The sequence below is a fragment of the Actinosynnema sp. NPDC049800 genome (genome assembly GCF_040656635.1).
Lineage (GTDB): Bacteria > Actinomycetota > Actinomycetes > Mycobacteriales > Pseudonocardiaceae > Actinosynnema.
In genome coordinates this window covers 91,435-105,034 of record NZ_JBFAMT010000029.1, presented here as the reverse complement: position 1 = coordinate 105,034, position 13,600 = coordinate 91,435, and the positions used below count along the sequence as shown (strand labels likewise).

The following is a 13,600-nucleotide window of genomic DNA, read 5'->3' as shown; positions in this document are numbered from 1 at the left end:
GGGAACACCCGGTCCCATTCCGAACCCGGTAGTTAAGCCTTCCAGCGCCGATGGTACTGCACTCGTGAGGGTGTGGGAGAGTAGGACGCCGCCGAGCATACTTCACCCTCAGGGGCACTCGTTTACTCGAGTGCCCCTGAGGGTTTTTTGCGTTACCGTCCGTTTCGTGGCCGAGGTGACGAGACACGACGACCTGGCGGAGTTCTGGGCGTTGACGGGCGACTTCTTCAACGCCGACCCGGTGTTCCACACGATCCCGATCGCGGCGGTCGACCGCAGGCTCAACCACGCCGACCCGGAGGACGAGCCACCGCTGCTGGTCAGCGTTTCCGAGGACGGCGTCCTGGTGGCCGCGGCACTGCGCACGCCGCCGTGGCCGCTGACCTTGAGCGGTGTGGCGCCGGAGTGGGCGGAGGTCGTCGCGGACGCGCTGGCCGGCGACGTGGAGCTGCCCGGCGTCAACGGGCCGCGGGAGTCGGTGGAGGCCTTCGTCGTCGCCTGGGCCGCCCGCACGGGCTGCAACGCGCGGGAGCACATGGCGCTCCGCCTGTACGAGCTGGGCGACCTGGTCACGCCCGAGGTCCCCGGCGCCGCGCGCCTGGCGACCCTGGACGACCTCGAACTGCTCAGCCACTGGCGCACGGAGTTCGCCGTCGAGGCGACCGAGCAGGCCCGGGACGAGGGGAGCGACGACCGCTCCCGGTTGATGCTGCGCGTCAGCCTGGCGGCCGGGCACGGTCACCTGATCTGGCACGTCGGCGACACCCCGGTGGCGTGGGCGGCGGCGAACGCGCCGGCGTCCGGCATGTCCCGCATCGGCCCCGTCTACACCCCGCCCGAGCACCGCAGGCACGGTTACGGCGCGGCGGTCACGGCCGCCTGCGCGTCGTGGGCGCGGAAGAACGGCGCCGAGCACGTGGTCCTCTACACAGACCTGGCGAACCCGACGTCGAACTCGATCTACCAGCGGATCGGGTTCCGGCCGGTGGTCGACTCGGCGGAGTTCGTGTTCACCCCGGCCGGTGACTGAGCAGGTCGCCCGGCTGGCAGTCCAACGCCTCGCACAGGGCGGTCAGCGTGCTGAACCGGATCGCCCTGGCCCGGCCGTTCTTGAGGATCGACAGGTTGACCACGGTCACGCCGACTCGGTCCGCCAACTCGGTCAAGGTCATCCCGCGCTCGGCCAGCAGCCGGTCGAGGTGCACCTGGATGCTCACACGGTTCCCTCCAGGTCCGCGCGCATCTCCGCGCTCGTGCGCATGATCTTGCCAAGCGTCAGCAGGCCCACGCCGGTGACCACCGCCCACCACGGCACGGACCAGTCGAACAGGAACTCGACCAGGGGCACGTCGAACGTGACGGCCTGCCTCAGCAACAGCAGGCGCACGACGGCTTCGGCCGACGTCACGACCGGCATGGCCACGAGCGTGAACCACCCGAGTCGGCGCAGCCGGTCCGCGGTCGCCGCCGTGTGGACGCCCTCGGACGCCGCGCGTTCCAGCAGCCTCATCAGCAGGAAGAACAGCACGGCGTAGGCGAACCACGTCAGGGCGCCGTCGAGGACACCGAGCACCCGCTCGGGAAGGCCGGGGTCGTGCAGGCAGTAGCGAAGCTCCGACGGGTAGTTGGCCACACCCTCGCGCAGCGCTCCTTCACCCAGGTACCGCGCGCCGAACCCGCTGGCGATCGCGGCCGAGGAGAAGCACAGGTCGCGGACGGTGTTGCCGACCTCGGTCGTCACCCCGAGCAGGAAGCCCACCGCGGCGACCGACCACATGAGGCGCACGACCTTGGTGAACGGCCTCAGCACGTCCTGCTCCACGATCAGACCGTCCCTTCGAGGTCCGCGCGCATCTCCGCGCCGTCCCGCACGATCTTCGCCAGCGACAGCAGCGCGATGCCCGTGATGACCGCGAACCACGGCGCCTCCCACTCGCCGAAGAACGACGCGAAGCCCGCGTCGAACGTCACGGCGGCGTGCACGAGCGTGGTCCGCGCGATCGACTCGACCATCGCCGCCGCCGGCAGCACCCACAGCAGGTAGTGGCCGAAGCGCCGCACGTCGGCCGCCGTGGCCGGGGTGTAGATGCCGTGGAGCGCGGCACGCCGCAGCAGCAACAGGAGCAGCAGGAGCGCGCCGACCCTGGTGACGGCGGTCGGCGCCTCGGACAGGAAGTCGAGCACGTGCTGCCACGGCACGGGGTCGTCCACGCACAGCGTGACCCGGTCGACGTCGTCCAGCCGGACTCCCGCGACCAGGTCGCGGCCCTCCGCGTCGTGCGGCCAGTACTTGGCGGTGAAGCACACCGGGTCGAACAAGCCGATCGTCAGCCGGATCGCGGTGGTGAGGCCGAACGCCCCCAGGCTCAGCGCGAACACCGCGGACACCACGCCGGTCAACGGCTCCAACGCGTTCCCCCTCGACATGAGATGCCCCCCGCATATCGTTTATCGATGCTATCGAGAAACGATACCCTCCAGCACGTCCCGCGTCACGGGCCGGTTGCGGGCGTGGGAGGAGAACACCAGGGACGTGGTCGTGTCGCCGTACCGCTGGGCCTGCTCCACGAACTCCTCGAGCTCCACCATCGACCGGCACACCACGCGCAGCAGCCAGCAGTCGTCACCGGTCACGTGGTCGGCGTCGCGCACCTGCGCGAGCGTCACCACCCGTTCCCGGAACCGGGGCGTGTCCAGGCTGCGCACCCGCACCCGCACGATGGCCTCGATCGGCAGCCCGAGCCGCTGCGGGTCGACCACCGCGACGTACCCGGTGACGATCCCGGCCTGCTCCAGCCGGCGCACGCGCTCGGTCGTCGCGGGCGCGGACAGGGAGACCCGCTTGGCCAGCTCGGTGAACGTCATCCGGCCGTCCCGCTGGAGCAGGTCCAACAACTTCCAATCCAGATCGTCCAGTTCCACCGTGGAATCGTAAGCGGAACCCGCGCCACGCCTGGAGTTCCGCATGGGACAGAACACGCTGGTCAGCCACGATTTACCCATGACCAACACGCTCCGCTTCCCCGCCGCCGACCCCGCTGCCGCCGCCGCGTTCTTCGCCGCGGAACTGGCCTTCGAGGCCGACCCGGACGACGTGGTCCGGGACCTGAAGGCAGGCACGACCGAGGGCTTCCAGCTCGTCGAGACCCGCAGTCCCGAGGCGTTCGCCCGGGTCCGCATCCCCGGCGCGATCAACCTCCCGCACTGGGACGTGGACGAGACAACCACCGCCGACTGGGACCGCGACCTCGTCTACGTCTGCTACTGCGAGAGCTTCGAGTGCAACGCCGCCACCAAGGGCGCGCTCAAGCTGTCGCGGCTCGGGTTCAAGGTGAAGCGACTGGCCGGCGGCATCACGACCTGGCACGCGTCGGGCTACCCGGTGGAAGGTGACGCGGTCGAGGGTGACGCGGTCGGGGCCGGCGCTGCGGCGGGTGACGGCGGCACGAGCCTGCACGGAATCTCCTGCGACTGCTGATCTACCCTCGGACGGGTGACGCGCCTGCTCGTGCTGCAACCCGACCGCGACGACCCGCCCGCCCGCCTCGGCGAGTGGCTGACCACCGCCGGGGCGGTGCTGGACGTGGTGAAACCGTACGAGGAACCGGTGCCGGGGACGCTCGACGGCTACCAGGGCGTGGTCTGCCTGGGCGGCGCGATGGGCGCGCTGGACGACGTCGCGCACCCGTGGCTCGCGGACGTGCGCAAGCTGCTGTCCCACGCGGTGTCGAAGCGGGTGCCGCTGCTCGCGATCTGCCTCGGCGCGCAGCTGCTGGCCGCGGCCACCGGCGGGCAGGTGCGGCGCAGCCCGCAGGGGCACGACGTCGGCGTGCGGCTGGTGGCCAAGCGGGACGCGGCGAGCGGCGACCCGTTGTTCGACGAGCTGCCGTGGACGCCGGACGTGCTCCAGTTCCACGAGGACGAGGTCGGCCTGCTGCCGCCGACGGCGTTGTTGCTCGCGTCCTCCCCGAAGTGCGCGAACGAGGCGTTCCGGGTCGGTGACCGCGCCTACGGCGTGCAGTTCCACATCGAGACCACGCCGGACATGGTTCTGGGTTGGGCCGAGGGGTACCCCGAGGCGGTGGTGAACGTGCGGCCGGAGGTGCTCGACCCGGACCGTCTCGCGGCCGGTCACGAGGACATTCAGGAGGTGTGGCAACCGTTTGCCGAACGATTCGTGCGCCTGGCCGCCGGTGAGCTGACGATCCACCGGAGCCTGCCGCTGGTGTGATGAACCTCCACCGATGTGAGCGTTCATCGTTCGGACAGGTAGCGTTCACCTCGTCGTCGTGAGTGTTCATCGGCCAGACGGGTAGCGTTTACCTTCGACTGTGTCGATTCAGTTGGAGGAATCAGCGTGGATGCCTCGCTCCTCGTCATCATCGTGGTCATCACGGCTCTGGTCTTCGACTTCACCAACGGCTTCCACGACACCGCGAACTCGATGGCGACCTCCATCGCCACCGGCGCGCTGCGGCCACGCACGGCCGTCGCCTTCTCCGCGGTGTTGAACCTGGTGGGAGCGCTGTTGTCGGTCGAGGTGGCCAAGACGATCTCCGGCGGGATCGTCGACGACGCCAGAATCACCCCTGCGATCGTCTTCGGCGGGCTGATCGGCGCGATCATGTGGAACCTCGTGACCTGGTACGTCGGGCTGCCGTCGAGCTCGTCGCACGCCCTGTTCGGCGGCCTGATCGGCGCGGCCTGGGTCGCCTCGGGCGCGGACGCGGTGCACTTCGCGAAGGTCGTGGACAAGGTCGTCGCGCCCGCGATCGCCGCGCCGCTGGTGGCGGGGATCGTGGCGCTGGTGGCGACCTACCTGACCTACCGGCTGACCAAGAGGGCGCGGAAGTCCGTGACGGACCGGGGTTTCAAGGCGGGCCAGATCGCGTCGGCCGCGCTCATGTCGCTGGCGCACGGCACGAACGACGCGCAGAAGACGATGGGCATCATCACGCTCACGCTGATCACCGCCGGGACGCTCGCGCCGGGTTCGGAACCGCCCCTCTGGGTGATCCTGAGCGCGGCGATCGCCATCGCGCTGGGCACCTACCTGGGCGGTTGGCGGATCACGAAGACCCTCGGCTCGGGCCTGACCACCATCGAGGCGCCGCAGGGCTTCGCCGCGCAGACCAGCGCGGCGACCGTGATCATGGCGTCCTCGCACCTCGGGTTCGCGCTGTCCACGACGCACGTCGCGTCCGGCGGCATCATGGGCTCCGGCCTGGGCCGCCAGCGCGACGGCGTGCGGTGGGGCGTGGCGGGTCGGATGGCGGCGGCCTGGGGGCTGACGCTGCCGGCGGCGGGCCTGGTCGGCGCGCTCGCGGGCAAGGTCGCGTCGCTCGGCACGGCGGGCGTGGTGGCCGTGGCGGTGGTCGGCATGGGCGTGGCGCTGGTGATCTGGCTGCTGTCGCGCCGCGAGCCGGTGCGGCCCGAGCACGTGGTGGACGAGATCGCGGCACAGGCCGAGACGCACAAGGTGGCGGCGTGAAGATCGACTGGGCGGCGTTGGGCGCCGTGTTCGGGGTGAGCCTCGCGGTGGTGCTGGGGCTGGTCCTGCTGTTCTCCGGCGGGCTGCGCGCGCTGTCGGCGCGGGAGGCGGCGCAGGAGCGGCAGGCGTCCACGGCGGCGCCGACGGTCGTGGCGGTGGCGTGCCTGCTGGCGTGCGTGACCGTAGTGTTGTTCGGCATCTACTTGATCGTGGCGGGCTGACGCTTTTTCCGGCGTCCCGGCGGGCTACGGTGTTCGTCGATGACCGATCCAGCCCGCCTGCCCACGTCCCCCGCGCGGTTCGGCCTGACCGAGGCGCGCGGCGGTGAGCACCTGCGCGCCGCCGGGTGGTGGGAGGGGCGGCGGCCGAGCGAGGGCAACGAGCCGATCCTGGTGGCGTTGTCCCGCAGCCCGGACCCGGACCTGGCGTTGCTCGGGGTCGACCGGCTGCGCGTCGCGCTCGGTGACCGCTGGCCCGAGCTGGACCAGGCGCTGCGGGACGTCGAGGCGTTGCGCGGGCGGCTGCTCGCGGTGCTGGGCTCGTCCACCGCGCTGTCGGACTTCCTGGTCGCCAACCCGGACCGCTGGCACGACCTGGTAGACGCCGAGCCGGTGGACGCGGGGTCGTTCGTGCCCGCCCTCCTCGCCGCGGTCGAAGGGCTGACCGGCGCGGACGCGGTGCGCGCGCTGCGGCTCGGCTACCGGGCGCTGCTGTGCCGGATCGCCGCCGACGACCTGGCGCACGTGGTCGAGCCCGACCAGCCGTACGTCAACTACGACGACGTGGCCAGCCTGCTGTCGGACCTGGCGGTGGCCGCGTTGCGGGCCGCGCTGGACGTCGCCGGGCGGCAGGTGCCGCGGTCGGACGAGTGCCGGCTCGCGGTGATCGCGATGGGCAAGTGCGGCGCGCGTGAGCTGAACTACGTCAGCGACGTCGACGTGGTGTTCGTCGGCGAGGGCGACCTGGCCGTCGCGACCCGGTTGGCCGGCGCCGTGATGCAGATCGCGGGCCAGGCGTGCTTCGAGGTGGACGCGGCGCTGCGGCCGGAGGGCAAGGCGGGCGCGCTGGTGCGCACGCTGGACGGCCACGCCACCTACTACCAGCGGTGGGCGCGGACGTGGGAGTTCCAGGCGCTGCTGAAGGCCAGGCCGGTGGCCGGCGACGAGGAGCTCGGCCTGCGGTACATGGACGTGGTGCGGCCCCTGGTGTGGACGGCCGCCGAACGGGAGAACTTCGTGCCCGACGTGCAGGCCATGCGCCGCCGCGTGGAGGACCACGTGCCGGTGAGCCTGACCGACCGGGAGCTGAAGCTGGGCCGCGGCGGGCTGCGTGACGTCGAGTTCGCCGTGCAGCTGCTGCAACTCGTGCACGGTCGCGGTGACGAGGAGCTGCGCATCACCACGACCACCCAGGCGTTGACGGCGTTGGGGCGCGGCGGGTACGTCGGCCGCGCGGACGCCGCCGACTTCGGCCGCGCCTACCGGTTCCTGCGCACGTTGGAGCACCGGTTGCAGCTGCAGCGGCTGCTGCGCACGCACCTGTTCCCGGCCGACGACGACGTGGTCGCGCTGCGCTGGCTGGCTCGTGCGTCGGGGTTGCAGGCCGAGGGCGGGCTGTCGGAGAGCCAGGTGCTGCTCGCCGAGTTCCGCAAGCGCGCCAACCAGGTGCGCCGGCTGCACGAGAAGCTGTTCTACCGGCCGCTGCTGGAGGCCGTCGCGAAGGTGCCGACCGAGGGGCTGCGGTTGACCACGTCGCAGGCCGCGGCGCGACTGGCCGCTCTGGGGTATGCCGCGCCGGACGGCGCGTTGAAGCACATCGAGGCGCTGACCAGGGGCGTTTCCCGGCGGGCGCGGATCCAGACGGCGCTGCTGCCGGTGCTGCTGGACCTGTTCGCCACCACCCCGGACCCCGACCGCGGGCTGCTGGCGTACCGGAAGGTGTCGGAGGCGTTGGCCGAGACGCCCTGGTACCTGCGGCTGCTGCGGGACGAGGGCACGGTGGTCGACCGGCTGGCCGCGCTGCTGGGCACGTCGAAGCTCGTGCCGGACCTGCTGGTGCGCGCGCCCGAGGTGCTGCCGCTGCTGGCCGACACCGACGCGCTCGTCGGCCGCGACCCGATGACCATCGGCAACCCGCTGCGCAGCGCCGTGTCCCGGTACAGCGACCTGGGACGCGCGGTCACCGCCGCCCGGTCCCTGCGCCGCCAGGAGCTGCTGCGGGTGGCGTCGGCGGACCTGCTCGGGCTGGTGCCGCTGCGGACGGTGTGCGTGTCGCTGTCCGAGGTGTGGGTGGCGGTGTTGCAGGGGGCGTTGGACGCGGTGGTGCGGTCGGCCGGTGAGCGGTTGGCGTCGATCGCGGTCATCGGCATGGGCCGGCTCGGCGGGCGCGAGCTGGGGTACGGCTCGGACGCCGACGTGCTGTTCGTGTGCGAGCCCGCCGAGGGCGTGAGCGACCCCGACGCCGCCCGGTACGCGTCGTCGGTGGTGGAGCAGGTGCGGCGGCTGCTCAGCGCGCCCAGCCAGGACCCGCCGTTGCAGGTGGACACCGACCTGCGGCCGGAGGGCAGGCAGGGGCCCCTGGTGCGCACGCTCGACTCCTACCGGGCCTACTACGCGCAGTGGGCCGAGCTGTGGGAGGCGCAGGCGCTGCTGCGAGCGCGGTTCATCGGCGGCGACGCGGACCTCGGCGCGCGGTTCATCGAGATGATCGACCCGGTGCGCTACCCCGAGCACGGGCTGGACGCCGCCGCGGTGCGGGAGATCCGGCGCATCAAGGCACGCGTCGAGGCCGAGCGGCTGCCGCGCGGCGCCGACCCGTCCACGCACACCAAGCTGGGGCGGGGCGGGCTCGCGGACGTCGAGTGGACCGTGCAGCTGCTCCAGTTGCAGCACGCGTGCGAGGTGCCCGGCCTGCGCACGCCGTCGACCGTGCGCGGGCTGCGCGCGGCGACCGAGGCGGGCCTGGTGTCGGAGGACGACTCGTCGGCCCTGATGGACGCGTGGGTGATGGCGACCGAGGCGCGCAACGCCGTCGTGCTGGTGAAGGGCAAGGCCGGTGACCAGCTGCCCACGGCCGGGCGCGACCTGGCCGCGGTGGCGTCGGCGATGGGGCACGCGGGCGACCCGGGCGGGTTCCTGGACTCCTACCGGCGCACGACGCGTCGCGCGCGGGCCGTGATCGAGCGCATCTTCTACGGTTCCTGAACACTGGGGTTCGTGAAAGCGATCGCGCAGACCGAATTCGGAGATGCCGAAGTCCTCGTGGTGCGGGAGCTGCCTGACCCGCCGATCGCGCTGGACCAGGTGCTGGTCGAGGTGCGTGCCGCCGGGGTGAACCCGGTCGACCGGCTGGTGCGCATGGGGTACGTGGCGAGTTCGACGCCGTGCCACTTCCCCCTCGTGCCGGGCTGGGACATGGCCGGGGTGGTGCGCGCCGTCGGGCCCGCGGTGGACGGGTTCGCCGTCGGCGACGAGGTGTTCGGCTACCAGCGCAAGGACCACGTGCAGCACGGGACGTACGCGGAGCTGATCGCCGCCACCGAGCGCGGGTTGGCGCACAAACCGGCGTCGCTGTCGTTCGTGGAGGCGGGCGCGCTCTCGCTCACCGGGCTCACGGCGTTGCAGTCGTTGCGCAAGGTCGGGGTGTCGTCGGGTGACACGGTGCTCGTGCACGCCGCCGCGGGCGGTGTCGGGCACCTGGCCGTGCAGGTGGCGCGGATCCTCGGCGCGGCAAGGGTGATCGGCACGGCGTCGCCGCGCAACCACGGGTTCCTGCGGTCGTTGGGCGCGGAGCCGGTGGCCTACGGGGACGCGCTCGTGGACAACGTGGCCGAGCTCGTCGGCGGCGACGGGCTGGTCGACGTGGCGTTCGACTGCGTCGGCGGCGCGGCGCTCAACGACTCGCCCGCGCTGGTGCGCGACCCGGCCCGGATCGTGTCCATTGTGGATACCAACGTGCTGGAGCTCGGCGGCCGGTACTCCTACGCCAAGCCCGTGCGGGAGGACCTGGACTGGCTGGCCGGGCAGGCGGGCTCGGGCGCGCTGAAGGTGGAGGTGCAGCAGACGTTCCCGCTGGCGCAGGCCGCCGAGGCGCACCGGCTGCTGGAGGGCAAGCACGTGCGCGGCAAGGTCGTGCTGACGGTGTGACGTGTGGTGGAGGGCCCCCGTCGAGGGCGGGGGCCCTCCGGCTGCCTACTCCTCGTCGACGGTCGGGACCGTGGTGAGCAGTTCGACGATCCACTCCTCGACGAGCGTGTCGTCGGATTCCTCGTCCTGGACGAGGCGGTTCGACACCCGGACGCCGAGACCGAGCACGTCGGCGGCGCCGATCGCCTCGATCGCCTCGGCGGCGGAGTCGAAGATGTTGGTGGACAGCACCTGGGCGGGGGTTGCGACGTCATCAGACACGGCGCGACCTTAACCGCCCTCCCCGATCGGGGTAGGAGCAGCCCTGGTGTCGACGGCGTGTTGATCGGGGGCTACACACCGTCGATCTAGGGCCGCCACGCATTGACTATTGGTGTTCCTTATGTCGAGACTAGCGACACTCCTGGGGGAGATTCACGTTCGCACGCGTGCGCCCGGACGAAGGACGTCATGGACGACGAGACCCACCGCAAGAAGAGCAGCGCGGCTTTGAAGATCAGCTTGGTCATGCTCGGCGTGCTGGTCCTGCTCGGGGTGATCCAGGCGGTCACCGCCGGCACGGTCGGCGTCGGCGCGTTGAGCGTCACTCTGCGCGAAACTTCTTCGACCACGCCCACCTCCACCTCTCCCACCTCGGAGGACACCGTCGGCGGCCTGGACGGCGCGGTGGGCACGACCTCGGAGGAAGAAGCGCCGCCCAGCGTGGACACCAAGGTGCTCACGGGGTCGTGGAAGCAGGCGCGCGGCCTGCTCACCGTGGAGATCACGAAGGTGGAGAACTCCGGTGGCCGCCTCAAGGTGTTCGCCACCGCGATCAACGCCAGCAACGCGAAGATGGACCTGCCCCTCGCGTCCATCTCGGCGGTCGACGACGCGCAGCGCGACTACGCCGCGTCGGTGTCCACCAGCCGGTGGCCGGTGTCGATCGCGAAGAACTCCAGCATCAACGGGTACCTGGAGCTGGACCGGAAGGCCGGCGCCGACAGCACGTCGTTCTCGCTGACGTTCGCGGGGATCATCGGCCAGCTCGCGCCGACCGGCGGTGCGGTGACCGTGACCGGGATCCCGATCCCCGAGTAGGTGGACGTCCTCGTCGGTGTGCTGGTCGGGCTGGTCGGCCTGTGGCTGGTGCTGCTCCTCGGTCTGTTCCTGGTCCGGCCCCGCGGCGTGGCGCTGCGGTTGGTGCTGCGGCTGCTGCCGGACGTGCTGCGGTTGGTGACGCGCCTGGCCCGTGACCCGCGGGTGCCGCGGTCGGCGCGCGTGCGGCTGTGGCTGCTGCTGGGGTACCTGGCGCTGCCGTTCGACCTGGTGCCCGACTTCATCCCGGTGCTGGGGTACGCGGACGACGCGATCGTGGTGTGCTGGGTGCTGCGTTCGGTGATCCGTGCGACCGCGTTCGACCTGGTGGAAGCCCACTGGCCCGGTACCGCGGACGGGCTGGCGGTGGTGCGCCGGTTGGCCGGCGTCGGGCCGGGCGGGGCGAGCAGGGGGTAACGCGGTCGGTACGCTGCGCGCCTTTCCGTGCCGACCGGTGACCGTACGACGGGACGAGGCTGAGAGTCCGATGCCGGCGAGCGGAGGGCCGTTCAGGCACCTCGACTCCGAGGCGAGTGAGCCGCCCCTGGTGCGGCCCCGCTCGTCCACGCCGTCCTCGACCTGACCTGCTCGTGGAAGGCCGAAGGCCCGGTGACCGTGGTGGTCACCGGGCCTTCGGCCTGTGGAGGTGTGAGTGGGGCTTCAACCGGCGGAACTGCTGGTCAGAGCCCCGCGCCGATCACACGTCGTAGTAGAGCGCGAACTCGTAGGGGTTCGGGCGCAGGCGCAGCGGGTCGATCTCCTGCTCCCGCTTGAACGAGATCCAGGTGTCGATGACGTCCGGCGTGAAGACGCCGCCCTCCAGGAGGAACTCGTGGTCCGCCTCGAGGCTGTCCAGCACCGCGTCCAGGGACGCCGGCACCTGCTTGACGTCGCGGGCCTCCTCGGGCGGCAGCTCGTAGAGGTCCTTGTCGATCGGGGCCGGCGGCTCGATCTTGTTCTTCACGCCGTCCAGGCCGGCCATGACCATGGCCGAGAAGGCCAGGTACGGGTTGCCCGACGAGTCGGGGCAGCGGAACTCGATGCGCTTGGCCTTGGGGTTGTTGCCGGTGATCGGGATGCGCACGCACGCCGACCGGTTGCGCTGGGAGTAGACCAGCGACACCGGGGCCTCGTAGCCCGGGACCAGGCGGTGGTAGGAGTTCACCGTCGGGTTGGTGAACGCCAGCAGCGACGGCGCGTGGTGCAGGATGCCGCCGATGTAGTGCCGCGCCGTGTCCGACAGGCCCGCGTAGCCGGACTCGTCGTGGAACAGCGGCTGGCCGTCCTTCCACAGCGACTGGTGGGTGTGCATGCCCGAGCCGTTGTCGCCGAACAGCGGCTTCGGCATGAACGTCACGGTCTTGCCGGCCTGCCACGCGGTGTTCTTGATGATGTACTTGAACAGCATCAGGTCGTCCGCGGCGTGCAGCAGCGTGTTGAACTTGTAGTTGATCTCGGACTGCCCGGCGGTGCCCACCTCGTGGTGCGCGCGCTCGACGGAGAAGCCCTGGGCCTGCATGTTGAGGACCATCTTGTCGCGCAGGTCCGCGTAGTGGTCGGTCGGCGAGACGGGGAAGTAGCCGCCCTTGTACTTGACCTTGTAGCCGCGGTTGCCGCCCTCTTCCTCACGGCCGGTGTTCCAGGCGCCGGAGATCGAGTCGATCTCGTGGAAGGAGGCGTTCGCGGTGGTGTCGAAGCGGATCGAGTCGAAGATGTAGAACTCCGCCTCGGCGCCGAAGTACGCGGTGTCCGCGATGCCCGACTCGGTGATGTACTGCTCGGCCTTGCGCGCGATGTTGCGCGGGTCGCGGCTGTAGGCCTCACGCGTGAACGGGTCGTGCACGAAGAAGTTGACGATCAGCGTCTTCTCGATCCGGAACGGGTCGAGGCGCGCGGTGTAGAGGTCGGGCAGCAGCAGCATGTCCGACTCGTGGATCGACTGGAAGCCGCGCACCGACGAGCCGTCGAACGCGAGGCCCTCGGCGATGGCGTCGGCGTCGAACGCGCTGGCCGGGAGCGTGAAGTGCTGCATCACGCCGGGCAGGTCGCTGAAGCGGACGTCGACGAACTTCACGCCCTCGTCGGAGATGAACTTCAGGACCTCGTCGGGATTCTTGAACACCCTCGTCGACTCCTCTGCTGCGGTGGGGGCGTGGTTGTACGCCGCTGCGTGGTGCGGCCTGCCATCGTGGCGAAACTAAGACCGTGGTGTTGCCCAGCCGTCACCCGCGTGTTTCGCCAGTGTTAACGGGCCTCCCAGGTCGGGCAACCCGACCGCCGCTCCTCACCCGCTGAGCACGGCCTTACTCTGGTGGGGTGAGCAAGTGGACCGGTTCGTGGCTGTCAGGACCCCGCTCGGCGCTGGAACCCGGCGCCGACTCCGGAGACGGTACCGGGCAGCGGTGGCGGGGTGAACGCCTCGGCCTGCCCCAGTCCGGTCCGGGCTCCGTCGCGTCCACGGGCCGCCGCGCGATTGCCATCCTGGTCGACTTCGCCCTCTCGGGCGGCGTGGCGGGCCTGTTCACCATGCCCGACCTGCCGCAGAACTGGAGCCTGCTGGCCTGGTTCGCCATCACCGTCGTCGCGGTCGGCCTCTTCGGCTTCACCCCTGGTCACGCGCTGTTCGGGCTGCGGGTCGTGCGGATGGACGGCACGCAGAGCGTCGGCCTGCCGCGGGCCGCGCTGCGGACGGTGTTGATCTTCCCCATCATCCCGGCGGTGGTGTGGGACGCCGACGGCCGGGGCCTGCACGACAAGGCCGCGGGCACCGTCGTCCTCAGGGCCCGCTGACCGTTGAGAGGGCCCGACGGCGGTCGGGTGCCGGTTCGCGTTACCGGGCGCGAAGGGGGCCGCTCATGCGGCAGGCCCGTCCCGGACGACTGCCGGA

At 71.2% G+C, this 13,600-nt stretch carries 16 protein-coding genes and 1 rRNA gene; 11 read left to right on the top strand and 6 right to left on the bottom strand.

What is annotated here, in order from left to right:
• Together rrf and AB0I91_RS27980 are read left to right on the top strand one after the other, a co-directional pair.
• A 5S ribosomal RNA gene (gene rrf / locus AB0I91_RS27985) occupies window positions 1-97 on the top strand; the annotation flags it as partial.
• A 69-nt stretch (window positions 98-166) separates the two neighbouring features.
• Window positions 167-1,030 (top strand): GNAT family N-acetyltransferase, encoded by an 864-nt coding sequence (locus tag AB0I91_RS27980; protein ID WP_499639590.1) that lies wholly within the window; start codon window positions 167-169, stop codon window positions 1,028-1,030.
• On the opposite strand, the gene AB0I91_RS27975 is transcribed toward AB0I91_RS27980, so the two are convergent.
• From AB0I91_RS27975 to AB0I91_RS27960, 4 genes are read right to left on the bottom strand one after another with little or no spacing between them, the layout of a single operon-like run.
• Entirely contained in the window at window positions 1,011-1,217 is a 207-nt protein-coding gene (locus AB0I91_RS27975) for a helix-turn-helix domain-containing protein (RefSeq protein WP_053717423.1), read from the bottom strand. The two genes, AB0I91_RS27980 and AB0I91_RS27975, sit on opposite strands and share 20 nt — an antisense overlap.
• Complete coding sequence (locus AB0I91_RS27970; protein WP_499639588.1) at window positions 1,214-1,822, bottom strand: hypothetical protein; 609 nt, start codon at window positions 1,820-1,822, stop codon at window positions 1,214-1,216. The genes AB0I91_RS27975 and AB0I91_RS27970 overlap by 4 nt, the downstream gene beginning before the upstream one ends.
• Window positions 1,823-1,824: 2 nt before the next feature.
• Entirely contained in the window at window positions 1,825-2,427 is a 603-nt protein-coding gene (locus AB0I91_RS27965; RefSeq protein WP_498784745.1) for a hypothetical protein, read from the bottom strand.
• A 30-nt stretch (window positions 2,428-2,457) separates the two neighbouring features.
• Window positions 2,458-2,922 carry an Lrp/AsnC family transcriptional regulator gene (locus AB0I91_RS27960; RefSeq protein WP_053717420.1) on the bottom strand — a complete coding sequence of 155 codons (465 nt, stop codon included), beginning with the start codon at window positions 2,920-2,922 and terminating at the stop codon, window positions 2,458-2,460.
• A gap of 79 nt (window positions 2,923-3,001) precedes the next feature.
• Here AB0I91_RS27960 and AB0I91_RS27955 point away from each other — a divergent pair, with 79 nt between their 5' ends.
• The 6 genes from AB0I91_RS27955 (at window position 3,002) to AB0I91_RS27930 (ending at window position 9,636) form a co-directional block, all read left to right on the top strand.
• Window positions 3,002-3,478: a rhodanese-like domain-containing protein gene (locus tag AB0I91_RS27955; RefSeq protein WP_498784747.1), complete on the top strand. Its 477-nt coding sequence runs from the start codon at window positions 3,002-3,004 to the stop codon at window positions 3,476-3,478.
• A gap of 15 nt (window positions 3,479-3,493) precedes the next feature.
• A complete protein-coding gene (locus tag AB0I91_RS27950; protein ID WP_499639585.1) occupies window positions 3,494-4,231 on the top strand; it encodes a type 1 glutamine amidotransferase in 738 nt (245 codons plus the stop codon).
• A 126-nt stretch (window positions 4,232-4,357) separates the two neighbouring features.
• Entirely contained in the window at window positions 4,358-5,491 is a 1,134-nt protein-coding gene (locus AB0I91_RS27945; protein WP_498784751.1) for an inorganic phosphate transporter, read from the top strand.
• Window positions 5,488-5,712: a hypothetical protein gene (locus AB0I91_RS27940; protein ID WP_498784753.1), complete on the top strand. Its 225-nt coding sequence runs from the start codon at window positions 5,488-5,490 to the stop codon at window positions 5,710-5,712. Before AB0I91_RS27945 ends, AB0I91_RS27940 begins: the two co-directional genes overlap by 4 nt.
• A 39-nt stretch (window positions 5,713-5,751) precedes the next feature.
• The gene (locus AB0I91_RS27935; RefSeq protein ID WP_499639583.1) at window positions 5,752-8,694 is read left to right on the top strand and encodes a bifunctional [glutamine synthetase] adenylyltransferase/[glutamine synthetase]-adenylyl-L-tyrosine phosphorylase; all 2,943 of its coding nucleotides are present in this window, start codon (window positions 5,752-5,754) and stop codon (window positions 8,692-8,694) included.
• Window positions 8,695-8,706: 12 nt separating this feature from the next.
• Window positions 8,707-9,636: an NADP-dependent oxidoreductase gene (locus AB0I91_RS27930; protein WP_498784757.1), complete on the top strand. Its 930-nt coding sequence runs from the start codon at window positions 8,707-8,709 to the stop codon at window positions 9,634-9,636.
• Between the two features lie 45 nt (window positions 9,637-9,681).
• Here the strand turns inward: AB0I91_RS27930 and AB0I91_RS27925 are convergent, their stop codons facing one another.
• On the bottom strand, window positions 9,682-9,897 hold the full coding sequence (locus AB0I91_RS27925) for a hypothetical protein (RefSeq protein ID WP_053717413.1): 216 nt from the start codon (window positions 9,895-9,897) through the stop codon (window positions 9,682-9,684).
• A 189-nt stretch (window positions 9,898-10,086) separates the two neighbouring features.
• Between AB0I91_RS27925 and AB0I91_RS27920 the strand changes: the two genes are divergently transcribed.
• Window positions 10,087-10,716: a hypothetical protein gene (locus AB0I91_RS27920; protein ID WP_498784759.1), complete on the top strand. Its 630-nt coding sequence runs from the start codon at window positions 10,087-10,089 to the stop codon at window positions 10,714-10,716.
• Window positions 10,717-11,130, top strand: coding sequence for a YkvA family protein (locus tag AB0I91_RS27915; protein ID WP_498784761.1), 414 nt, complete (start codon window positions 10,717-10,719; stop codon window positions 11,128-11,130).
• Between the two features lie 280 nt (window positions 11,131-11,410).
• Here the strand turns inward: AB0I91_RS27915 and glnA are convergent, their stop codons facing one another.
• Window positions 11,411-12,835 carry a type I glutamate--ammonia ligase gene (gene glnA, locus AB0I91_RS27910; protein ID WP_498784764.1) on the bottom strand — a complete coding sequence of 475 codons (1,425 nt, stop codon included), beginning with the start codon at window positions 12,833-12,835 and terminating at the stop codon, window positions 11,411-11,413.
• Window positions 12,836-13,029: 194 nt separating this feature from the next.
• On the opposite strand from glnA, the gene AB0I91_RS27905 reads away from it, so the two are divergent.
• Window positions 13,030-13,503 (top strand): RDD family protein, encoded by a 474-nt coding sequence (locus tag AB0I91_RS27905; RefSeq protein ID WP_498784766.1) that lies wholly within the window; start codon window positions 13,030-13,032, stop codon window positions 13,501-13,503.
• Window positions 13,504-13,600: the final 97 nt, after the last annotated feature.

Excerpts from the sequence above, each read along its gene's own strand:
- AB0I91_RS27965 (WP_498784745.1), bottom strand. The coding sequence starts at position 2,427 with ATGTCGAGGGGGAACGCGTTGGAGCCGTTGACCGGCGTGGTGTCCGCG.
- AB0I91_RS27955 (WP_498784747.1), top strand. The coding sequence starts at position 3,002 with ATGACCAACACGCTCCGCTTCCCCGCCGCCGACCCCGCTGCCGCCGCC.
- AB0I91_RS27935 (WP_499639583.1), top strand. The coding sequence starts at position 5,752 with ATGACCGATCCAGCCCGCCTGCCCACGTCCCCCGCGCGGTTCGGCCTG.
- AB0I91_RS27920 (WP_498784759.1), top strand. The coding sequence starts at position 10,087 with ATGGACGACGAGACCCACCGCAAGAAGAGCAGCGCGGCTTTGAAGATC.